20 protein-coding genes are annotated in these 19,374 nt (G+C 75.3%); 5 read left to right on the forward strand and 15 right to left on the reverse strand.

Annotated elements, in window-relative coordinates:
* Positions 1-242: 242 nt before the first annotated feature.
* The 3 genes from lepA to ACIQG9_RS26860 all read right to left on the reverse strand — a co-directional run bounded on the left by lepA (position 243) and on the right by ACIQG9_RS26860 (position 3,483).
* Entirely contained in the window at positions 243-2,120 is a 1,878-nt protein-coding gene (gene lepA / locus ACIQG9_RS26850) for a translation elongation factor 4 (protein ID WP_400407632.1), read from the reverse strand.
* Positions 2,121-2,344: 224 nt separating this feature from the next.
* Positions 2,345-2,881, reverse strand: coding sequence for a DUF4240 domain-containing protein (locus tag ACIQG9_RS26855; RefSeq protein WP_400407634.1), 537 nt, complete (start codon positions 2,879-2,881; stop codon positions 2,345-2,347).
* The gene (locus ACIQG9_RS26860) at positions 2,878-3,483 is read right to left on the reverse strand and encodes a DUF4240 domain-containing protein (RefSeq protein WP_400407707.1); all 606 of its coding nucleotides are present in this window, start codon (positions 3,481-3,483) and stop codon (positions 2,878-2,880) included. The genes ACIQG9_RS26855 and ACIQG9_RS26860 overlap by 4 nt, the downstream gene beginning before the upstream one ends.
* Positions 3,484-3,561: 78 nt before the next feature.
* Here ACIQG9_RS26860 and ACIQG9_RS26865 point away from each other — a divergent pair, with 78 nt between their 5' ends.
* Both ACIQG9_RS26865 and rpsT read left to right on the forward strand, forming a co-directional pair.
* Complete coding sequence (locus tag ACIQG9_RS26865) at positions 3,562-4,626, forward strand: phosphotransferase family protein (protein ID WP_400407636.1); 1,065 nt, start codon at positions 3,562-3,564, stop codon at positions 4,624-4,626.
* Positions 4,627-4,778: 152 nt separating this feature from the next.
* Positions 4,779-5,045: a 30S ribosomal protein S20 gene (gene rpsT, locus ACIQG9_RS26870; RefSeq protein WP_357608900.1), complete on the forward strand. Its 267-nt coding sequence runs from the start codon at positions 4,779-4,781 to the stop codon at positions 5,043-5,045.
* Between the two features lie 139 nt (positions 5,046-5,184).
* Here rpsT and ACIQG9_RS26875 read toward each other — a convergent pair whose 3' ends face one another.
* The 11 genes from ACIQG9_RS26875 to pepN all read right to left on the reverse strand — a co-directional run bounded on the left by ACIQG9_RS26875 (position 5,185) and on the right by pepN (position 16,516).
* The gene (locus ACIQG9_RS26875) at positions 5,185-5,616 is read right to left on the reverse strand and encodes a hypothetical protein (RefSeq protein WP_400407638.1); all 432 of its coding nucleotides are present in this window, start codon (positions 5,614-5,616) and stop codon (positions 5,185-5,187) included.
* Positions 5,613-6,593: a DNA polymerase III subunit delta gene (holA, locus tag ACIQG9_RS26880; RefSeq protein WP_400407709.1), complete on the reverse strand. Its 981-nt coding sequence runs from the start codon at positions 6,591-6,593 to the stop codon at positions 5,613-5,615. Before holA ends, ACIQG9_RS26875 begins: the two co-directional genes overlap by 4 nt.
* A gap of 213 nt (positions 6,594-6,806) precedes the next feature.
* A complete protein-coding gene (locus tag ACIQG9_RS26885) occupies positions 6,807-9,248 on the reverse strand; it encodes a ComEC/Rec2 family competence protein (protein WP_400407711.1) in 2,442 nt (813 codons plus the stop codon).
* 50 nt (positions 9,249-9,298) lie between these two features.
* Complete coding sequence (locus ACIQG9_RS26890) at positions 9,299-10,216, reverse strand: helix-hairpin-helix domain-containing protein (RefSeq protein WP_400407640.1); 918 nt, start codon at positions 10,214-10,216, stop codon at positions 9,299-9,301.
* A gap of 123 nt (positions 10,217-10,339) precedes the next feature.
* Positions 10,340-10,453: a hypothetical protein gene (locus ACIQG9_RS26895; RefSeq protein ID WP_400407642.1), complete on the reverse strand. Its 114-nt coding sequence runs from the start codon at positions 10,451-10,453 to the stop codon at positions 10,340-10,342.
* A 41-nt stretch (positions 10,454-10,494) separates the two neighbouring features.
* Complete coding sequence (locus tag ACIQG9_RS26900) at positions 10,495-11,103, reverse strand: SDR family NAD(P)-dependent oxidoreductase (protein WP_400407644.1); 609 nt, start codon at positions 11,101-11,103, stop codon at positions 10,495-10,497.
* 63 nt (positions 11,104-11,166) lie between these two features.
* Entirely contained in the window at positions 11,167-12,075 is a 909-nt protein-coding gene (locus ACIQG9_RS26905) for a DegV family protein (protein WP_400407647.1), read from the reverse strand.
* Positions 12,076-12,123: 48 nt separating this feature from the next.
* Entirely contained in the window at positions 12,124-12,753 is a 630-nt protein-coding gene (locus ACIQG9_RS26910; RefSeq protein WP_400407649.1) for a histidine phosphatase family protein, read from the reverse strand.
* Positions 12,750-13,154 (reverse strand): ribosome silencing factor, encoded by a 405-nt coding sequence (rsfS, locus tag ACIQG9_RS26915; RefSeq protein WP_400407651.1) that lies wholly within the window; start codon positions 13,152-13,154, stop codon positions 12,750-12,752. The genes ACIQG9_RS26910 and rsfS overlap by 4 nt, the downstream gene beginning before the upstream one ends.
* Positions 13,155-13,264: 110 nt before the next feature.
* The gene (nadD, locus tag ACIQG9_RS26920) at positions 13,265-13,861 is read right to left on the reverse strand and encodes a nicotinate-nucleotide adenylyltransferase (RefSeq protein WP_400407653.1); all 597 of its coding nucleotides are present in this window, start codon (positions 13,859-13,861) and stop codon (positions 13,265-13,267) included.
* A 138-nt stretch (positions 13,862-13,999) separates the two neighbouring features.
* Entirely contained in the window at positions 14,000-16,516 is a 2,517-nt protein-coding gene (gene pepN, locus ACIQG9_RS26925; RefSeq protein ID WP_400407655.1) for an aminopeptidase N, read from the reverse strand.
* A 66-nt stretch (positions 16,517-16,582) separates the two neighbouring features.
* Here pepN and ACIQG9_RS26930 point away from each other — a divergent pair, with 66 nt between their 5' ends.
* A complete protein-coding gene (locus ACIQG9_RS26930) occupies positions 16,583-16,801 on the forward strand; it encodes a DUF397 domain-containing protein (protein ID WP_334455059.1) in 219 nt (72 codons plus the stop codon).
* Positions 16,802-16,923: 122 nt separating this feature from the next.
* Here ACIQG9_RS26930 and ACIQG9_RS26935 read toward each other — a convergent pair whose 3' ends face one another.
* Positions 16,924-17,325, reverse strand: a complete 402-nt coding sequence (locus ACIQG9_RS26935) for a hypothetical protein (RefSeq protein WP_400407658.1) — start codon at positions 17,323-17,325, stop codon at positions 16,924-16,926.
* Between the two features lie 297 nt (positions 17,326-17,622).
* Between ACIQG9_RS26935 and ACIQG9_RS26940 the strand changes: the two genes are divergently transcribed.
* Positions 17,623-18,729 carry a glycosyltransferase gene (locus tag ACIQG9_RS26940; protein WP_400407661.1) on the forward strand — a complete coding sequence of 369 codons (1,107 nt, stop codon included), beginning with the start codon at positions 17,623-17,625 and terminating at the stop codon, positions 18,727-18,729.
* Positions 18,730-18,885: 156 nt separating this feature from the next.
* Positions 18,886-19,356 (forward strand): DUF4383 domain-containing protein, encoded by a 471-nt coding sequence (locus tag ACIQG9_RS26945; protein ID WP_400407713.1) that lies wholly within the window; start codon positions 18,886-18,888, stop codon positions 19,354-19,356.
* The last annotated feature ends 18 nt before the right edge of the window (positions 19,357-19,374 follow it).

Below are 19,374 nucleotides of genomic sequence, written 5' to 3' on the forward strand. Positions count from 1 at the left end.
CGACCCGCCGGAAAGCCAAACCGACCCACCGCCACACCGGTCGCCACCCGTCGATCCGACGACGGTGCGTCGGTTGCCGTCCGATCGATGTCAGAGCAGCTCACAGTGGTCGCAACCGGCCGTCCGGTGGTGCCGGTGGAGACCGGAAATCTCATCCGTACGACATCGCGGGCGGGCACACGGCGGCGGCCGGCACCCGGCCGGAGCGGGGTGCCGGCCGCCGTGGACCGGATACGCGGGGGCTACTTCTTACCGGCCGCCTTGGCGTCGCCGGAGTCGGAGGAGAGCGCGGCGATGAAGGCCTCCTGGGGGACCTCCACCCGGCCCACCATCTTCATCCGCTTCTTGCCTTCCTTCTGCTTCTCCAGCAGCTTGCGCTTACGGCTGATGTCACCGCCGTAGCACTTGGCGAGCACGTCCTTGCGGATGGCGCGGATGGTCTCCCGGGCGATCACCCGGCTCCCGATCGCGGCCTGGATCGGCACCTCGAACTGCTGCCGCGGGATCAGGGTACGCAGCTTCGCCGCGATCGACGTGCCGTAGTGGTACGCCTTGTCCTTGTGCACGATCGCGCTGAACGCGTCCACCGGCTCACCGTGCAGCAGGATGTCGACCTTGACCAGGTCGGACGCCTGCTCGTCGGAGGGCTCGTAGTCCAACGAGGCGTAGCCCTTGGTACGGCTCTTCAACTGGTCGAAGAAGTCGTAGATGATCTCGGCGAGCGGGAGGGTGTAGCGCAGCTCCACCCGGTCGGCGGAGAGGTACTCCATGCCGAGCAGGCTGCCGCGCCGGCCCTGGCACAACTCCATCACCGCCCCGACGTAGTCGTTCGGGGTGAGCACGCTGGCCCGCACGACCGGCTCGTACACCTCGGCGATCTTGCCGGTGGGGTACTCGCTCGGGTTGGTCACCACGATCTCCAGGCCGTCCTCGGTGATGGCCCGGTAGACGACGTTCGGCGCGGTGGAGATCAGGTCGAGGTTGTACTCCCGCTCCAGCCGCTCCCGGATGATCTCCAGGTGGAGCAGGCCGAGGAAGCCGCAGCGGAAGCCGAAGCCGAGCGCCCCGGAGGTCTCCGGCTCGTAGTCGAGGGCGGCGTCGTTGAGCTTGAGCTTGTCCAGCGCCTCACGCAGGTTCGGGTAGTCCGAGCCGTCGATCGGGTAGAGGCCGGAGTAGACCATCGGCTTCGGGTCCTTGTAGCCACCCAGGGCCTCGGTCGCCGGCCGGGTGTTGATGGTGATCGTGTCACCGACCCGGGACTGCCGGACGTCCTTCACGCCGGTGATCAGGTAGCCCACCTCGCCGACCCCGAGCGCGTCGGCCTTGACCATCTCCGGCGAGATGACGCCGATCTCCAGCAGCTCGTGCACCGCGGCGGTGGACATCATCTTGATCCGGTCCCGGGCGCTGATCCGGCCGTCGATCACCCGGACGTAGGTGACCACGCCCCGGTAGACGTCGTACACCGAGTCGAAGATCATCGCACGGGCGGGCGCGTCGGCGTCGCCGACCGGCGGGACGAACTGCCGGACGATCTCGTCGAGCAGGTACGGCACCCCGTCGCCGGTCTTGCCGGAGACCCGGATGCAGTCGGCCGGATCGCCGCCGATCAGGTGGGCCAGCTCCTCGGCGTACTTCTCCGGCTGGGCGGCCGGCAGGTCGATCTTGTTGAGCACCGGGATGATCCGCAGGTCGTTCTCGAGCGCCAGGTAGAGGTTGGCCAGCGTCTGCGCCTCGATGCCCTGGGCGGCGTCGACCAGCAGCAGCGCCCCCTCGCAGGCAGCCAGCGAGCGGGACACCTCGTAGGTGAAGTCGACGTGGCCCGGGGTGTCGATCATGTTGAGCACGGCCTGCTCGCCGGCCCGGTCACCCTCGCGGATGGTCCATGGCATCCGGACGGCCTGGCTCTTGATGGTGATGCCGCGCTCGCGCTCGATGTCCATCCGGTCGAGGTACTGCGCGCGCATCTGCCGGGGGTCGACCACGCCGGTGAGCTGCAACATCCGGTCGGCCAGGGTCGACTTCCCGTGGTCGATGTGGGCGATGATGCAGAAGTTCCGGATGCGCGCCGGGTCGGTGGCACCAGGAGCGTTCGCGCCGGGATCGAGCGTCGGTGGCACAGCGGTCCGTTCTGATCGGCTGACGTGAGCGGGCCGGCGCGCCGCCGGCCCGCTCTATGATCCCACGTCGCTCCGGGCGCGGTCCGATCACTCCTGGGCCCGGCCCTCGACCGCCGGGCCGGGGCACTCCGGCGACGGTGCGCTCCCCCGCTGGCCGCGCCGCTCGGACCGCCCGCCGCCCCCGGCCGGCGCACCGGACGTGCCCCGCTCGGCGTCGGCGTGGCTCACTCCTCGGGCGGCTCGACGAAGAGGGCGGCGAGCTTCGGCAGCCGACGCCGGGCCTCCTCCTCGTCGTCGAAGTCCCAGAAGTCGTTGAGGTCGGGCACCGGCACCGGGTCGCGCTCCGCCGGCAGATCGGTCGCGGTCGCCTTCCGGTACGCCTCCCACGGCACCGCCAGCATGTCCTCGCACTCGAACTCCTCGCCGCTGAGCGCGGCCGAACGGACCCGGGGCAGCGCGGCCAGCGAGTCCGGATCGGTGACCGCACCGGCGAAGACCGACCGCCCCTGGGTCATCAGCCAGCCCCGGAAGTACTCGAAGCCGTCGTCCGAGGCACCGCCGTTGATCAGGTAGGCCGCGCCCCACAGGTCGACCCGGTAGGAGGCGGCGAGCACCCGCTGCTGGTGCCGGGCGTACCCGACGATGTCCTCCGGGGACCGCTCGGCGAGCAGGGCGACCGCCCGGGCGGCCACCGCGTCGGACTCTCCCCCGCCACCGGCCCGGGCCTGGTCGATCAACTGCCAGAAGTCGTCGGTCCTCATGGCCTGGCAGTCTCCCAGACCCACTCCCGCCCCCTGGCGGGCAGCGGGAACATCCCGGCGAGTCGCGGGTAGCGGCGGGCCAGCTCGGCCCGGTCGTGGACGTCCCACTCCTCGTCCACCGGGTCGGGGGACGCGCTCAACTCGATCCCGCCGGCCTCGACGACCTCGTCGAGACCGTCGACGACACCGGTGATCCGCTCGTACGCCTCGTCCGCGACGTAGTCCAGGCCCTCCCAGTCCGGCCACTCGTCCTCCGCCCAGTCGCGCGGGGAACGCCCGGCCAGCCGACGCACCTGCGGCACCTCGGCGAGCGCGTCGGGGTCGGCGGCCACCCGCGCGAAGGCGTCCCGGCCGAGCCCGACCAGCCAGGCCTGGAAGTAGTGGAAGCCGTCGTCGGAGCAGAGGCCGCCGCAGACGACCAGCGCGGCGGCCCAGTGCCGCCAGGTGTCCACCTGCCGCCGGAGCCCGTCCAGCAGAACGGCGAAGTCCACCGCGTCGGCGGCGGGGCGCCCGGCGAGCCGGTCGGTGAGCCAGGCCAGCCGCTCGTCGGGGGTGTCGGTCGCGGTCGCCGACGCCTCGACCAGCGCCCAGAACTCGTCCATCTGCACGGCAGGAATGCTGCCAGCGCGGTACGACAGATCGGCCGGCGAGCCGGCGGGTCGCCACGCCGACCGGGCACCATGGGTGGCGTGCCCGCGATCCCGCCGCCGTACCACGCCACCGCCGTGCGGCCCGACTGGCGTGACCTGCCCGACGGCCTGCGGGACGCGATCACCGCCCGGCTCGGCGCCCCGGTGGTCGCGGCCCGGACCGCCACCGCCGGCTTCACCGGCGGCTTCGCCGCCGTGCTGGAGACGGCGGCCGGGCGGGTCTTCGTCAAGGCCGCCGACCTGGCCCGGCAGCGCCACCTGACCGACTGGTACGCCCGGGAGGCCGCAGTCCTGGCCCGGCTGCCGGCCGGCCTGCCGGTCCCCCGCCCACGCTGGGCGCTCGACGCGGCCGGGTGGTACGCGGTCGGTCTGGACGCCCTCGACGGGCGGACCCCCCGGCTGCCCTGGGAGCCGACCGAACTGGCCGCCGTCCTCGCCGGGTACGCCGAGGTGTCCGCCGCGCTGGCCGACCCGCCGGCCGACCTGACCGCGCTCGGTCTGCCCCACCTGGCGGACCTGGCCCGCACGGACATCCTCTGGTGGGGCGAGGTGGCCGCCGGGCGCGAGCCGTCGCCCCCGCTGCCCCCGGCGGCCCGGGACCGGCTGCCCGAACTCGTCGCGCTGGAGTCCAGGCTGCCCGGGTACGCGGCGACCGCGCCCGGCCTGGTCCACGGCGACCTGCGGATGGACAACGTGCTGCTGGACCGGGCCGGGCGGGCCTGGTTCTGCGACTGGAACTGGCTCTGCCACGGCCCGGCCTGGTTCGACCTGGCCGGTCTGCTGGTCACCGGGTACGCCGGCGGGGTGGACGTCGACGCGCTCTTCGCCGGCCATCCGGCGACGGCCGACGCCCCGCCGGACGCCCTGGACGTGACGCTGGCCGCGCTCTCCGGCTACTACCTCACCGCCGCCGGCCCACCGCCACCCGCCTGGACCGCCACCGCGCGGGTGGACCGGCTCGGTCACCCCGGAGGACGTCCGGCGGACGGCGGGCGGGACCGGCCGCCGGACGTCTCCCCGCTGCTGTGGGCACACCGGCGGTTCAGCGGAGAGCAGGCGCTCGGCTGGCTGGCCGACCGCCGGAACTGGCACTGAACCGGCTCGACCACCGCCGGTCGGCGGGGTCGCGGACGGGGCGTTTTGGCTCGTCGTGGCCGACCTGGTAACCTGGCTCTTCGCGCAGCGATGACGCATGCTCGTCGCGTGCGGAAGCAGACCAAACCGAGCTATCAAGACGAGGCTGTCGCGTGGCGAACATCAAGTCCCAGATCAAGCGCAACCGGCAGAACGAGAAGCGCCGGCTGCGTAACAAGTCGGTCAAGTCGTCGCTGAAGACCGCCATCCGGAAGTTCAACGAGGCTGCGGAGGCCGGTGACGCCGAGAAGGCCACCGTCCTGATGCGTGACGCCGCCCGTAAGCTGGACAAGGCTGCCAGCAAGGGCGTCATCCACGCCAACCAGGCGGCCAACCGGAAGTCGGCCATCGCGAAGCGCGTCGGCTCGCTCTCGGCCTGACCGAGCAACCCTAGACCTGACCGGAAGCCCCGGGGGTGACTCCCCCGGGGCTTCCGGCTGTCCGTGTACGGGGAACGGGCCCGTCGGATCACCGGCGGTGGCGGGTCAGTGGCGGTGGCGGGTCAGTGGCGGTGGCGGGTCAGTGGCGGGCCGCTCGCGGGAGCGGCGGTTCGGCCGCCTCCCACTGCGGCGGCGCCGTGGCGACCACCACACCGGGCAGCGTGTGGGGCACCCGCACCCGCCCGACCACCGGCTCCATCTGCCGACGGAACCGGTCCCGTTCCTGCTCGGGCACCAGCGCCGCCGAGCGGACCACCCGCTCGGCCACCACGTCGTTGAGCTTCACCATGACGGCCACCGCCAGCGGCAACACCGGCACCGCCCACCAGCTCACCAGCTCGGCCAGGGCGAGCAGCACGGCGAGCGCCACCGCCCCCTCGAAGAAGAGGAAGCAGAGCACCCCACCCGGGTTGAGGAACCGCAGGCCGAGCAGCCGGGCGTAGAGCGGCCGGTACCGCTCCTCGTACGCCGGCAGGGTGGCCCACGCCGTCCGAGTGGGGCCGCCGGTCACCGGACCCCGCCCCGCCGGGCGGCGGCGACCGAGAAGACCGCCTTCTCCAGGGCGTACGCCCGGTCGTCGGCGCCGCCCTTGACCGCCGCGTTGCACTCGGCAGCCGCCCGCATCGCCTCGACCAGCCCCTCCGGGGTCCAGCCCCGGGCCCGCTGCTGGGCGTTCTTGATCTTCCAGGCGGGCATGCCGAGGGTACCGGCCAACTGGTACGGGTCACCCCGGCCGGCGGCGGCGACCCGGGCCACCGTCCGCACCCCGTCGGCGAGCGCGTCGGCGATCGGCACCGGGTCGACCCCGACGTGCAGCGCCCAGCGCAGCGCCTCCAGGGCGGCGGGGACGTCCCCGACCATGGTGGCGTCGGCGACCGTGAAGCCGCTCACCTCGACCCGGCCCCGGTAGTAGCGGGCCACCGTGTCCGCGCCGATCCGCCCGTCGGTGTCGGCGATCAACTGGGAGCAGGCGGCGGCCAACTCCCGCAGGTCGGTGCCGACGGCGGCGATCAGCGCCTCGGCCGCGTCGTCGGTGCACCTGCCGCCGGCCCGTCGGAACTCGTCGCGGACGAACGCCACCCGCTCCCGGTGCCCCTTGAGTTTGGCCGCCGGGACGACCGTGGCGCCGGCGGCGCGCAGCCCGTCGGCGAACGGCTTGCCCTTGCCCCCGCCCAGGTGCAGCACGACGAGCTGGACCTCCGGGTCGGGGTTCTTCGCGTAGCCGAGCAGGGCGGTGACCAGGTCCTTGCGGGCATCCTGGCCGGACCGGAGCACGAGCACCCGGTGCCCGCCGAACAGTGACGGGCTGAGCATCTCGGCGATCTCGCCGACGGCGAGCGCCCCGGCCTGGTAGTCCCGGACGTCGACGTCCGGGTCGACCGCCCGGGCCTTCGCCACGGCTTCGGCCACCGCGCGCGTGGCGAGCAGCTCCTCGTCGCCGAGGACGAGCAGAATGGGAGCGAGGTCGACGCCGGTCACGTCGCCCATCTTGGCACGGCCCGGCGGGGGATCGTGCCTGCTCATCGACGGCTGCGACGGCGCACCCCGCACTCAGCGCAAATATAGACATTTACGTTTATTGCCGTACCGATTGGGGCAATACTCTTCGATCTCGCATCGGTTTCCGCCCTCCGGCCGCCCCCATTTCCGCCCTCCGGCCGCCGCGCCCGGCGACGATGCCACCGGTGGCCGCGCCGCTGCTCACCGGCGCCCCGGTGGCAGACCGCGCCCCACCACCGCCAACACGCCGGAGCGGAGCACCACCGCCACGTCGCCGTCGGTGTCGGTGCGCAGCACCCGCGTCCCGGACCGGGCGAGCCGGTCCAGGATCACCGGGCTCGGATGCCCGTAGTCGTTGTCGACGCCGACCGGCACCAACGCGACGGCCGGCCGGACCGCGTCGAGGAAGGCCGGATCCTGGTAGGCGCTGCCGTGGTGGGCCACCTTGAGCACCTCGGCCCGCAGCACGCCCGGCGGCACCCGGTCCAGCAGCGCCCGCTGCTCCTCCGTCTCCGCGTCCCCGGGCAGCAGGATGCGCACGCCGGCCACGGTGGCCCGCAGCACCAGGGAGTTGTTGTTCGGGTCGGACCGGGTGCCCCGCATCGGGTAGGGCGGGCCGAGGGCGACCAGCTCGACCCCACCCACCCGGTACGACCAGCCGGCCGCCGGCACCACCCGCCGGGCGGCACCGGCGGCGGCCGTCACCAGGCTCCGCCCGGCGACCGGCTCGGACCAGGCCGGGGTGAGCACGGTGGTCACCCGCCGCCCCCGGGCCACCCCGGCGACGCCACCCACGTGGTCGGCGTGGAAATGGCTCACCACCAGCAGTGACACCTCCCGGACGCCGAGCCGGCGCAGGCAACCGTCCACCGCCGACGGCTCCGGGCCGGCGTCGACCACCACCGCCCGCCCGGACGCCACCGGCAGGACCAGCGCGTCCCCCTGCCCGACCGCGCACGCCACCACCACCCAGCCGTCCGGCGGCCAGCCACTGGCGAGCAGCCGGACCGGGAGGGTGCCCAGCACCACCGCCGCCGCGCCGACCGCCACCAACCGGCGGACCAGCGGCCGTCGGGTGGCCACCAGCAGGCCCAGGGTCAGACCCGCCAGCAGCAGCGCGCCCGGCACCCCACCCGGCCAGGGCAGGGTGCCCGCCGGCAGCCGCGCCCCGACCCGGGCGACGGTGACCAGCCACCAGGCCGGCCAGCTCGCCAGCCAGGCGGCGAACTCGGCCCCGGCCGGCCAGACCGGCGACACGACGGCCGCCGCCACCCCCAGCACCGTGGCCGGCGCGATCGCCGGCACGACGAGCAGGTTGGCCGGCACCGCCACCAGGCTCACCGTGCCGGAGATGCCCGCCACCACCGGCCCGCAGGCGAGCTGCGCCGCCGCCGGGACGGCGAGCGCCTCGGCCAGCCCGACCGGTACGCCCCGACGGCGCAGCGCGTCCCGCCAGCCGGGGGCGAGCAGCAGCAGCCCGGCGGTGGCCAGGACGGACAGGGCGAAGCCGGCGTCCCCGGCCAGCTCCGGGTCGACCAGCACCAGGACGGCCACCGCCGCGGCCAGCGCCGGCAACGCGGCCCGGGGACGCCCGACGGCCAACGCGGCCAGCCCGATCGCGCCCATGGTGGCCGCGCGCACCACGCTCGGCGAGGGGCGGACCAGGACGACGAAGCCGACCAGGGCGAACCCGCAGAGCACCGCAGCCGTCCGGGGACCGGCCCGGGCCCAGCGGGCCAGCAGCAGCACCGCACCCACCACGATCGCCACGTTCGACCCGGACACGGCGTTGAGGTGGGTCATCCCGGTGGCCCGGAAGTCCTCCTCCACGGTGGCCGGCAGCCGGCTGGTGTCGCCGACCACCAGACCGGGCAGCAGACCGCCCTGCTCCGGCGGGAGCGGCGCGCAGGCCCGGTGCAGACCGGCCCGGAGGGTGCCGGCGGCACGTTGGAGCCAGGGCGGCGACCCGTGCCGGATCGGCGGGCCGGTCACGGTCAGCACCGCGGCGGTGAGGTCGCCGCCCCGGGGCGCGGCCAGCCGACCCTGGGCGGTGAGCCGTTGCCCGGGCAGCAGGCCCCGCCAGGCCGGATCGGTGGCGAGCACGAGCAGGCGCACCGGGGTGCGCAGGCGGCCACCCTCGGGGTCGGTGAGCACCACCAGCTCCGCCGCGACGAGCAGGGTGACCGGGCGGCCGGGTGCCCCGCGCACCGGCCGGGGGTCGTCGCGGAGCACCAACTCGGCGGTGACCCGGACCCGCTCGTCGACCAGTACGCGCAGTGCGGCGGCGTCGCGGACGTGTAGCTGGGCCGCCGTGGCGGTGGCTCCACAGACCACGCCGAGCAGCGCGGCGACGGCGATCCAGCCGTACCGGCGGACCGGGGGGACCGGCCGACCGACGGCGCCGAGCAGGTGCCCGGCGAGCAGGCCGGCGAGGACGGCGGCGGAGCCGGCGAGCAGGGCCATCGTCGGGGCGGTGAGGTGCAGGCCGGTCAACGCGGTGAGCCAGGCCGCCACCGCCAGCCCGGCCAGGCGCAGGTCGGGCGTCCGGTCGGCGGCGGCCTCAGCGCCGTCGTCGTGGGCCGGGCCGGCCGCCGGCTCACCGCCGTCGACGCGGGCGGGACCCCCGGCGCGCGGGTCGGGCACCGGGCCACCGGCAGTGGCTCGCCGGGCCCGGTCCGGCACGGCTCTGCCGCTCACACCGTCACCAGATCCTTGAGCTGTTCGTACCGGGCGTCGCCGATGCCCTCGACCTGCCGCAGGTCGCCCACCGAGCGGAAGCCGCCCTGCTGGTCGCGGTGGGTGAGGATGCGTTGGGCGAGCACCGGGCCGACCCCGGGCAGCGCGTCGAGCTGCGCCAGCGTCGCGGTGTTGAGGTTGACCCGGCCGCCCGGGACTCCCCCGGCCGGAGCGCCGGCCGGCCCGGCCGGGGCCGCCGCCGGGTCGGCCGCGCCGGGCGGGGCGGTGACACCGACCAGGATCAGTTCCCCGTCGGTGACCTTGCGGGCCGGGTTGAGCAGCGCCACGTCCACCCCGGGCAACGCCCCGCCGGCCGCCTCGACCGCGTCGGCGACCCGCGCCCCGGCCGGCACCCGGACGAGGCCGGGACGGCGGACCCGGCCGGCCACCGCGACCACCAGCTCACCGGTCGGGGCGGCGGCCGGGGCCGAGTCGGGCGCGTCGCCGGACGACTCCGGCCCGGCCGCCGCCGGGGCCGGGCGGACCGGTTCCGCCTGCGGGCGGGACCGCCAGGCCCACAGGCCGGCACCGAGCACCACGACCACCGCGACGACGGCCAGCGCCCGGACGCCGCGCCGGCCGGGGTCGAAGGGGCCCGGCCCCGGCAGCCGCCCACCGGCCACGGGGAGCGGATCGTCCACGTCGACGTCCCGCCCCGGCCCGTGGGGTTCCGCGACACGGCCGGGCCGGGGCGGGACGGACGCCGGGTGGTGGTCGCCACCGTCACCTGCCCGCGCACGGGGTGCCGGTGGCCCACCCGCCGGATCTCGGGGGCGGGACGGGGCCGGCGTCCCGCCCGTGCGCACCGCCGCCGACACCGAACCCACCAGGCGGAACAGCCGTCGCCGTACCACGGTCTCCTCGTCCTCCGACACGGGGCGAGGTTAGGACGGCGGGGCGGCCGGCTCGGCCCGGCCGACGTCGGGCTGTGGACGGCGAGGCCGGCTGTGGACAACCGCCTGATCATGGCGGGATCTGCTACGGCGGGCGCCGCCCGGTCAGGACGACTCCGGGTCGAGGCCGAGTACCGCCCGCCCGCCGTCGACCGGCAGGACCACCCCGTTGACGAAGGCCGCCTGCGGCGACAGCAGGAACGCCACGACCGCCGCCACCTCCCCGGTGGTGCCGATCCGGCCGACCGGGTGCAGCCGGGTCAGCTCGGCCGACGCTCCGCCTCGGCGGGTTCCTGGCCGGCGAGGAAGACCGCGTGCCGCTCGGTGTCCACCGAGCCGAGGGCGACCGCGTTGGTGCGGATCCCCCGAGCGCCGTACTCGACGGCCAGCGCCCGGGTGAGCCCTTCGACGGCCGCCTTGGCGGTGGCGTACGGCAGGCAGCCGGGCACCGGCCGGGCGGCCTGGTGCGAGGAGACGTTGACGATGGCGCCGCCGGTGCCGGCGGCGAGGAACCGGCGGACCGCCGTCGCCGCGCCGACCAGGGCCGGCCGGAGGTTGCCGCCGATCAGGTCCCACACCTGCGCGACCGGGGTGGCATGCACCGAGGCGTCCTGGAACACCGCCGCGTTGTTGACCCAGCCGGCCAGCGGCGCGGCGTCCCCGGCGAGGTCGGCCGCCCGGTCGGCGACCTGTTCGTCCGCCGCGTCGCCGACCAGCGGGACCAGCCGGTCCGCAGCGGGATGCCCCGGCAGCCAGGCCAGCGCGTCCTGGTCCCGTTCCACCACGACCACGGTCCCGCCGGCTTCGGCCAGCAGTTCCACCACGGCCCGGCCGACACCCCGGCCGCCGCCGGTCACCACGTAGGACACCCGGTCACCCCCGTCCTCCGGCCACCGCCGGATCGCCCACCCCGGCGACGGCAGCCGGATCGCTCACTGCTGGCCGGCCGCCGTCGGCTCACCCGGTCCGGCCGACGGCCGGCGGTCGTCCACTCCTGGCCGGCGGTGCACCACCACGCTGGCCAGGCCCGGTCCGGCGTGGGCGGCGACCACCGCGCCGGCCTCGCAGACGTACGTGTCGTGCAGCCGGTCGCCGAGCCGGTCGGTCAGCGCCTCGACCAGCCGCGCCGCCCGTTGCGGGGCGGCGAGGTGGTGCACCCCGAGGTCCACGTCGGCGTCGCCGGCCGCCTCGACGGCCAGGTCGACCAGTCGGGCCACTCCCCGGCTGGCGGTGCGCACCTTGTCCCGCACCACGATCGCGCCGTTCGGCATGTGCATGATCGGCTTCACCGAGAGGGCGGTGCCGAACAGCGCCTCGGCCGCGTTGATCCGGCCACCCCGGCGCAGGAACTCCAGCGTGTCGACGTAGAAGAAGATGGTGGTCCGGTCGACGGCGGCCAGCGCCGCGTCGCGGACCCCGGCCAGGTCGGCACCGGCCTCGGCGGCCTCGGCGGCGGCGAGCACCGGGAAGCCGAGCCCCAAGCCGGTGGACCGGCTGTCGACCACCTCGACCCGGTCGCCGACCTCGACGGCGGCGAGCCGGGCGGCCTCCACCGTGCCGGAGAGTTCCGCCGACAGGTGCACCGACACCACGCCCGGCGCGCCGGCCGCCAGCAGCCCCCGGTACGTCTCGGCGAACTGCTCGGGGGACGGCCGGGACGTGCTCACCGAGACCCGCCGCCCGGCGAGTGCCCGGGTGGCGTCGGCGGGGAAGGTCTCCACCCCCTCCAGCCCTTCCGCGCCGTTGAGCACGACGGTCAGCGGCACCACGGTCAGCCGGTGCGCCCGCACCAGCTCGGGTGGAAGGTAGGCGGTGGAGTCGGTGACGACCGCGACGGGCATGCCCGGCACGCTAGCCGATGTCGGGACCGGACGCCCGGGCCGGACGGCTCAGACCGGGTCGGGCAGGACCGGCCGGGTGGTCAGGCCGACGTTGTGGGCGCGCAGGTGCCAGCCCCGGAGGTCGTTGCGGCGCAGCTCCGTCCAGTGGCAGTTGGCCAGCGAGCCGAGGCTGCGCAGCACGGAATGGTCCCAGTCGAGCAGGTGACCGACGCCCTGCCGGGCCGCGCCGCCGTGGGTGGCGATCACGACGGTGCCGCCGTCGGCCAGCTCGGCGGCGGCCAGGAGCGCCTCGCCGACCCGCTTGCCGAGGTCGTCGAGGGGCTCGATGCCCGCGCCCGGGTCCGGGTCGCCGGCCCGCCAGCGGGCGTACTCGGCGGGGAACCGCTCGGCGGCCTCGGTGAGGGCGAGCCCCTGCCACTGGCCGAAGTGTCGTTCGCGCAGCCGTGGGTCGGTGCGCACCGGCAGGCCGGTGAGCTGGGCGAGCGCCGCGGCGGTGTCGGCGGCCCGGCTGAGGTCGGAGGCGACGACGGCGTCCGGGCGCAGCGCGGCGAGCAGCGGCGCGGCGGCCCGGGCCTGTTCCCGGCCGAGGTCGTTGAGGGAGACGTCGGTCTGCCCCTGGACCCGGCTGGCGGCGTTCCAGTCGGTGTTGCCGTGCCGCCAGACGACCAGCCGGGTCATTCGGCGGCGGAACCCGCGACGTCGGCCTCGACCAGGTCGCGGTCGACGAACGGGAGCTGCGGGCAGTCCTTCCAGAGCCGGTCGAGGGCGTAGAACTCGCGCTCCTCGGTGTGCTGGACGTGGACCACGATGTCGACGTAGTCGAGCAGCACCCAACGGCCGCCCCGCTCGCCCTCGCGGCGGATCGGTTTGGCCTTCTCCGGCAGCTCCAGCAGCCGCTCCTCGATGGCGTCGACGATGGCGAGCACCTGCCGCTCGTTCGGGGCCGAGGCGACCAGGAACGCGTCGGTGATGGCGAGCTGGTCGCCCACGTCGATGATGACGATGTCCTGCGCCTTCTTGTCGGCCGCGGCCTGGGCTGCGACCATCGCCAACTCGTGAGCGCGTTCGGATACTGTCACCGTTCTCCTTCGATCAACCGTGCGACCCTGCTAGCGTCTCACACCCGGCGGGGAGACGACTTGCCAGTTCTGGTCGATTACCGGGACGAAGCAGTCGAAAACCGGCACAATCACCGCCGATAGAGCCGCCGTTTCGCGATGTACTGCACCACACCGTCGGGGACCAGGTACCAGACCGGCTCCCCCCGGCCCACCCGGACGCGGCAGTCGGTGGACGAGATGGCCATCGCCGGCACCTGCACCAGGCTGACCGTGTCGGCGGGCAGGTGCTTGTCGGTGAGCTCGAACCCGGGACGGGTCACCCCGATGAAGTGGGCCAGTTCGAAGATCTCGTCCAGGTCCTTCCAGGAGAGGATCCGCTCCAGGGCGTCCGCGCCGGTGATGAAGTAGAGCTGCACCTTCGGGCCGTACTCGTTCTGCAGGTCACGCAGGGTGTCGACGGTGTAGGTGGGGCCACCCCGGTCGATGTCGACCCGGCTGACCTGGAACCGGGGATTGGAGGCGGTGGCGATCACCGTCATCAGGTAGCGGTCCTCGGCCGGGCTGACCGGGGTGTCCGCCTTCTGCCACGGCTCACCGGTCGGGACGAAGACCACCTCGTCCAGGCCGAACCGGTCCGCCACCTCGCTGGCCGCCACGAGGTGACCGTGATGGATCGGGTCGAAGGTGCCGCCCATGATGCCGATCCGCCGGATGTCTTCCTCCACCCGATGATCGTAGGCCGCCGCCCGGCCCGCCCGGACCGGCCCGCCCGGACCGGGCCGGTCCGGTCGAGCCCGGCCGGTCGAGCCGGGCCGGTGGGAGTCGTAGGTGCCCCACCGGCCCGGCCCGGCCCGGCGCGGCGGTCAGGCGGCGGCTGCGGCGACCGCCGTCCGGGCGATCAGGGCCCGCCGCAGGTCGTCGTCGGCGTCGGTGACGGCCCGGCGCAGACCGGGCGTGAGGTCGTCGCGGGCCAGCAGGGCCGCGGCCGACTCCCGGGTGGGCTGCGCCACGGCGAAGCGGGGGAAGGCGAGGTGGGCGACCCGTTCGGCCGCCCACGGGGTACGCCGCCGCGCCGCCGCCGGCATCTCGGTGAAGTACCGCTCGACGTACGTCGCGGTCAGCTCGGACTGCTCCGGCTGCCAGAACCCCTCCGCCGCCGCCTCGACGAGCCGGTTGGAGAGCGTGGTGTCCCGGGTGATGATCTCCCAGGCGGCGTCCTTGGCGGCCAGCTCGGGTCGGGCCGCCCGGCACAGGGCCGCCCGTTCGGCCCCGGCGGCGCTCCGGTCGGCGGACGCCTCGGCCGCGATCTCCGCCTCGCCGGCCGCCCCCAGCACCACCAGCCGGCGCAGCACCGCCCAGCGCAGCTCGGCGTCGACGGCCAGCCCGTCGGGCACGTCGCGGCCGGCGAGCCAGCCGATGAGCAGGTCGGCGTCGGCGGTGGCGGCGATCAGCCCCCGCGCGGCGGCGAGTTGCAGCGAGCCACCGGCCGGGGCACCGGCGAGCAGCGTGGCACAGGCCCCGGCCGTCCGCAGCAGCGCGGCGTCCCGGGCGAGCGGATCGAGGTAGCGGTCGACCAGGTTGCGGCTGCGGGTGAGCACGCTCTCCGCGATGGCCACCTCGGTCTCGGTCGGCAGGGCCGCCGCGAGCAGCGCCACCAGAGCGGCCACCGGCCGCTCCCCGTCGGTCGCGGCGTCCAGCGCCTCCTCCCAGAGCAGGGCACGGGCCAGCGGGTCGGCCAGCACGGGCAGCACGGTGGGGACCGCGTCCGCCGACGCCGGATCGAGGCGGATCTTGGCGAAGGTGAGGTCGCCGTCGTTGGGCAGCAGCAGCCCGGTGGCGGGCCGACCGGCCAGCGCGGTCAGCTCGGTACGCCCCCGGTCGGCGGCCGGGTCGAGGTCGATCTCGACCCGGTCCGCCGCCCCGTCGGCGGTGTACCGGCCGACGGCGATCCGGTGCGGCCGCAGCACCGGGTACGCCTCCGGCGCGGTCTGCACCACGGCCGCCGACGCCCAGCGGCCGTCGGCGTCTACCGTGGTCTCCATCCGCAGCGTGTTGACCTGCGGCTGACGCAACCAGCGGGCGGCCCAGTCGGTGAGGTCCCGCCCGCTGGCGGCGCTGAGGCTGGCGAGCAGGTCGGCCAGGGTGGCGTTGCCGAACCGGTGGGCGGCGAAGTGGGTGTTGAGCCCGGCCAGGAAGGCGTCGTCGCCGAGCCAGGCGACGAGCTGGCGGAGCACGCTGGCGCCCTTGGCGTACGAGATGCCGTCGAAGTTGAGCAGGGCCTGGGCGGCGTCGGCCACCTCCTCCGGGGCGACCGGATGGGTGGACGGGCGCTGGTCGGCCGCGTACCCCCAGGCCTTGCGGCGGATCCCGAAGGTCGTCCACGCCTGGTCGAAGCGGGTGGCCTCGGCGGTGACCCGGGTGCCCAGGTACTCGGCGAAGGACTCGTTCAGCCAGAGGTCGTCCCACCAGCGCATGGTGACCAGGTCACCGAACCACATGTGGGCCATCTCGTGGGCGATGGTGGTGGCCCGCAGCTCCCGCTGGGTGTCGGTGACCGCCGACCGGAAGACCTCGTCATCCCGGATGGTGACCAGCCCGGGGTTCTCCATCGCCCCCGCGTTGAACTCCGGCACGAACGCCTGGTCGTACTTGGCGAAGGGGTATCGCACCGCGAAGAGCTGGTGGAAACGGTCCAGGCACTGCTTGGTGACGGTGAGGATCTCGTCCAGCTCGGCGTCCAGGTGCCCGGCGAGGGAGCGCCGGCAGTAGACGCCGAGCGGAATCCCGTCGTGGTCGTCCCGCCGTACGTGCCAGGGGCCGGCGACCAGCGAGACGAAGTAGGTGGCCAGCGGCGCGGTGGGGGCGAACTCCCAGCGCCCCGGCGTCGGGTTGGCGGCCAGCGGCCCGTTGGCGGCGACCGTCCACTCCGGGGGCGCGGTCACCGACAGGGTCACCGGGGCCTTGAGGTCCGGCTGGTCGAAGGCGGCGAAGATGCGCGGCGCCTCGTCCAGAAAGGACATCGCGTACAGGTAGGTCTCGCCGTCGGCCGGGTCGACGAAACGGTGCATTCCCTCCCCGGTGTTCGAGTAGGCCATCTCGGCGGCGACGGTGAGGGTGTTCTCCGCCGCCAGGTCGGCGAGCGGGAAGCGGCCGTCGGCCAGCGCGGCCGGGTCCAGATCACGGCCGTTGAGCCGGACCCCGGCCAGGACCGCGGGCTTGACCTCGACGAAGGTCGCCGCCCCGGCGGTGGCCCGGAACCGGATGGTGGACGTCGAACGGAAACGCTCGCCGCCACCGGTCAGGTCGAGGTCCACCTGATAGGACTCGACGGTGATCAGCGCGCGACGCGCGGTCGCCTCTACACGGGTCAGGCTCGGCATCCGCTTATCCTGCCCGACGGGGAGCCGGCCGGGCTTCCCATAACGCGCGGCGATGGAGGATCAACAATGGGTCAGCACCCCAAGGGCGATTTCGACCTGTCCCGGGCGGTCTGGCAGCGAGCCGACGGCGACACCTCCGACAGCGCGGTCGAGGTGGCCTTCGTGGACGACCTGATCGGGATGCGCAACTCTGCCGAGCCGGACGGTCCGGTGCTGGTCTTCACCCAGGCCGAGTGGGACGCGTTCGTCGCGGGCGCCCAGGACGGCGAGTTCGACCTGGACTGAGCCGTCCGGGCCGGCCCCGGGCGGGACTCCACGGTCCACGCCCGGCGGCCGGCACCGGGCCGCCGGGCGGCCGACACCCGGCGGCAACCTGCGGAGCGACCGACCGGTGCCGGTACGCCGGCTCACCCGTCCCCCTCGCCCCAGCCGAGACCGCCGGGGCCGGGGGCGTGGTGGAACCCGGGATGGCCGGCCACGTCGGCGCAGCGCTCACCGTCGGGGCCGACGGCGTCGCAGAAGAGCCGTTCGGCCCGGTGCCAGGCATCGGCCGGGGACAGGGCGGCAGCGGCGAGCGCCAACTCCGGGCGGAGCAGGCTGAGCGCCTCGGCGTACGCCACCGCCAGCTCCCGGGCCTGTTCCGGTCCGTCCGCCGTGAAGCCCAGGTGGGCGGTGAAGTGCCGGGGTGGCCGGGGCGCCCGCCGGGGCGGCGCGACCAGGGGCGGGTCCGGCGGGCGAAGTCCGTCCCGCCCGCCGAGTGCCTCGACCACCCGCCGCTGCCGCCAGTGCGGCGACCTGTTCTCCCGCATCCGTCCTCCCCCGTCGTCGACGCCCACCCGACTCCCCGGTGGGGCCGGTGCACCCGAGGGAACCAGGTTTTCGCCGGCCGGGGAGGGGCCAGCGAACGGCCTGCCGGCTGGCCCACGCCCGGCGACCAGCCGGAGCGCCACCGAGCTGAGGAAGCGGGCGGTCACCCTGGCCGACGGGATGGGGGCGGAGTGGCCCGGTTTGACCGGCGGGAACCCGGGGATGCCCGGGCACCACCGTCACCGGGAGGCACCGTTGCCCGTCATCGACGTCCGCCGGCACCAGCGCGGGGAGGGGCCGTGAGCGCCCCCACCGGCTCCGCCCGGCCGGTCCGGGCCGCGTCCCGCCCGGCCGCCGCGCCGGGCGGCGGGGTCGGCCCGGTGCGGCTCCCCGTCGAGTACGTCCTACCGCTGCGCCGGTCCACCGACACCGGCCTGGACGAGCTGACCGGCTACCTGCGCGGGCTGCGCGGGTTGGTCGACGTGACCGTGGTCGACGGGTCGCCACCGGAGCTGTTCGCCCGGCACGCCGCGTGCTGGCGGGGGCTGCTCCGGCACCTCCCACCCGACCCGGCGGTGCACGGGGTCGACGACACGGCGCGCGGGGTGCTGACCGGGGTGGCGGCGGCCCGGCACGAACACGTGGTGATCGCCGACGACGACGTCCGGTACGACGCGGTCGGGCTGCGTGCGGTGCACCGGTGGCTCGACCGGGTGGACCTGGTCCGCCCGCAGGACTACTTCGACCCGCTGCCCTGGCACGCCTGGTGGGACACCGGCCGGACGCTGCTCGACCGGGCGCTCGGCGCGGACCACCCGACGGGCACCCTGGCGGTGCGCCGGAGCACCTTCCGGGCGATGGGCGGGTACGACCCGGACGTGCTCTTCGGGAACCTGGAGCTGGTGCGGACGGTGCGGGCGTACGGCGGCACCGAGGCCGCCCCGGCCGGGCTGTACGTCCGCCGGTTGCCGCCGACGGTGCCGCGCTTCCGGGACCAGCGGGTCCGCCACGCGTACCACGACCTGGCCCGGCCGGCGCGGCTGCTGGTCTCGCTGGCGGTGCTGCCCGGGGTGGTGGCCGCGCTGGCGGCCCGCCGACCCGGGCTGCTGCTCGTCGCGGCGGCGGCCACGGCGGCGCTGGCCGAGTCCGGCCGACGCCGGGCCGGCGGCGCGGCGGTCTTCCCGCCGGGCACCTCGCTGGCGGCCCCGGCCTGGCTGCTGGAACGCGGCGTCTGCGGCTGGCTGGCGGTGGGCCGCGGGGTGTTCCGGGGCGGCCTCCGCCACGCCGGGCGACGGGTCCGCCGCCCGGCCCACTCGGTCCGGACGCTGCGCCGCCGGCTCGCCCCGGTCGAGCCGGACGACCTCACCCGGTGGCTGGACACCGACCCGGGGTCGGTCCGGCACTGACCGGCGGACCGCCGCGCGGCTCGTCGGTGGGACGCTCGACCGACCCGGGCCTGATTCGCTGTTTCTCCGCTTCGCGGCCCCCACCCGGACCAGAATGTGAGGATCATCCGGCTCCGCCGGGCAGCTTCCCTGGAGGTGACAGCGATGGCCCGTGACCTGCGGGAGCGCGCCCCGGCCGGCCCGAAGCCCCGGATCCAGGCGGTCGCGGCGGCCGTCGCGGCCGTCTTCGTCCTCATCGGCGTGCTCGGCTTCGTCCCCGGCGTCACCACCGGGTACGGGGAGCTGGCCTTCGCCGGCCACCACTCCGGCGCGAAGCTGCTCGGCCTGTTCCAGGTGTCGGTCCTGCACAACCTGCTGCACCTGCTCTTCGGCCTGGTCGGCCTGGTGCTGGCCCGCCGGATCGGCGGCGCGCGGCTCTTCCTCGCCGGCGGCGGCGCCAGCTACCTGGCGCTGTGGCTGTACGGCTTCGCCGTCGACCGCAACGCCACGGCCAACTTCGTCCCGTTCAACGACGCCGACAACTGGCTGCACCTGGTGCTCGGCTTCGGGATGCTCGCGGCGGGCCTGCTGCTCTTCAACGGCGTGGGCACCGGCGGCCGGCTGGACGTCCCGGTCGGCCGCCCCTGACCCGCGCCGCCGGCCGGG

It is taken from the genome of Micromonospora sp. NPDC092111, from assembly GCF_044755745.1.
GTDB lineage: Bacteria > Actinomycetota > Actinomycetes > Mycobacteriales > Micromonosporaceae > Micromonospora.

Coding starts and splice junctions, on each gene's coding strand:
- pepN (WP_400407655.1), bottom strand. CDS start 16,516: ATGCCGAGCCTGACCCGTGTAGAGGCGACCGCGCGTCGCGCGCTGATC.
- ACIQG9_RS26935 (WP_400407658.1), bottom strand. CDS start 17,325: ATGCGGGAGAACAGGTCGCCGCACTGGCGGCAGCGGCGGGTGGTCGAG.
- holA (WP_400407709.1), bottom strand. CDS start 6,593: ATGGGCGACGTGACCGGCGTCGACCTCGCTCCCATTCTGCTCGTCCTC.
- ACIQG9_RS26930 (WP_334455059.1), top strand. CDS start 16,583: ATGGGTCAGCACCCCAAGGGCGATTTCGACCTGTCCCGGGCGGTCTGG.
- ACIQG9_RS26860 (WP_400407707.1), bottom strand. CDS start 3,483: ATGGACGAGTTCTGGGCGCTGGTCGAGGCGTCGGCGACCGCGACCGAC.
- ACIQG9_RS26865 (WP_400407636.1), top strand. CDS start 3,562: ATGGGTGGCGTGCCCGCGATCCCGCCGCCGTACCACGCCACCGCCGTG.
- ACIQG9_RS26905 (WP_400407647.1), bottom strand. CDS start 12,075: ATGCCCGTCGCGGTCGTCACCGACTCCACCGCCTACCTTCCACCCGAG.
- ACIQG9_RS26910 (WP_400407649.1), bottom strand. CDS start 12,753: ATGACCCGGCTGGTCGTCTGGCGGCACGGCAACACCGACTGGAACGCC.
- ACIQG9_RS26855 (WP_400407634.1), bottom strand. CDS start 2,881: ATGAGGACCGACGACTTCTGGCAGTTGATCGACCAGGCCCGGGCCGGT.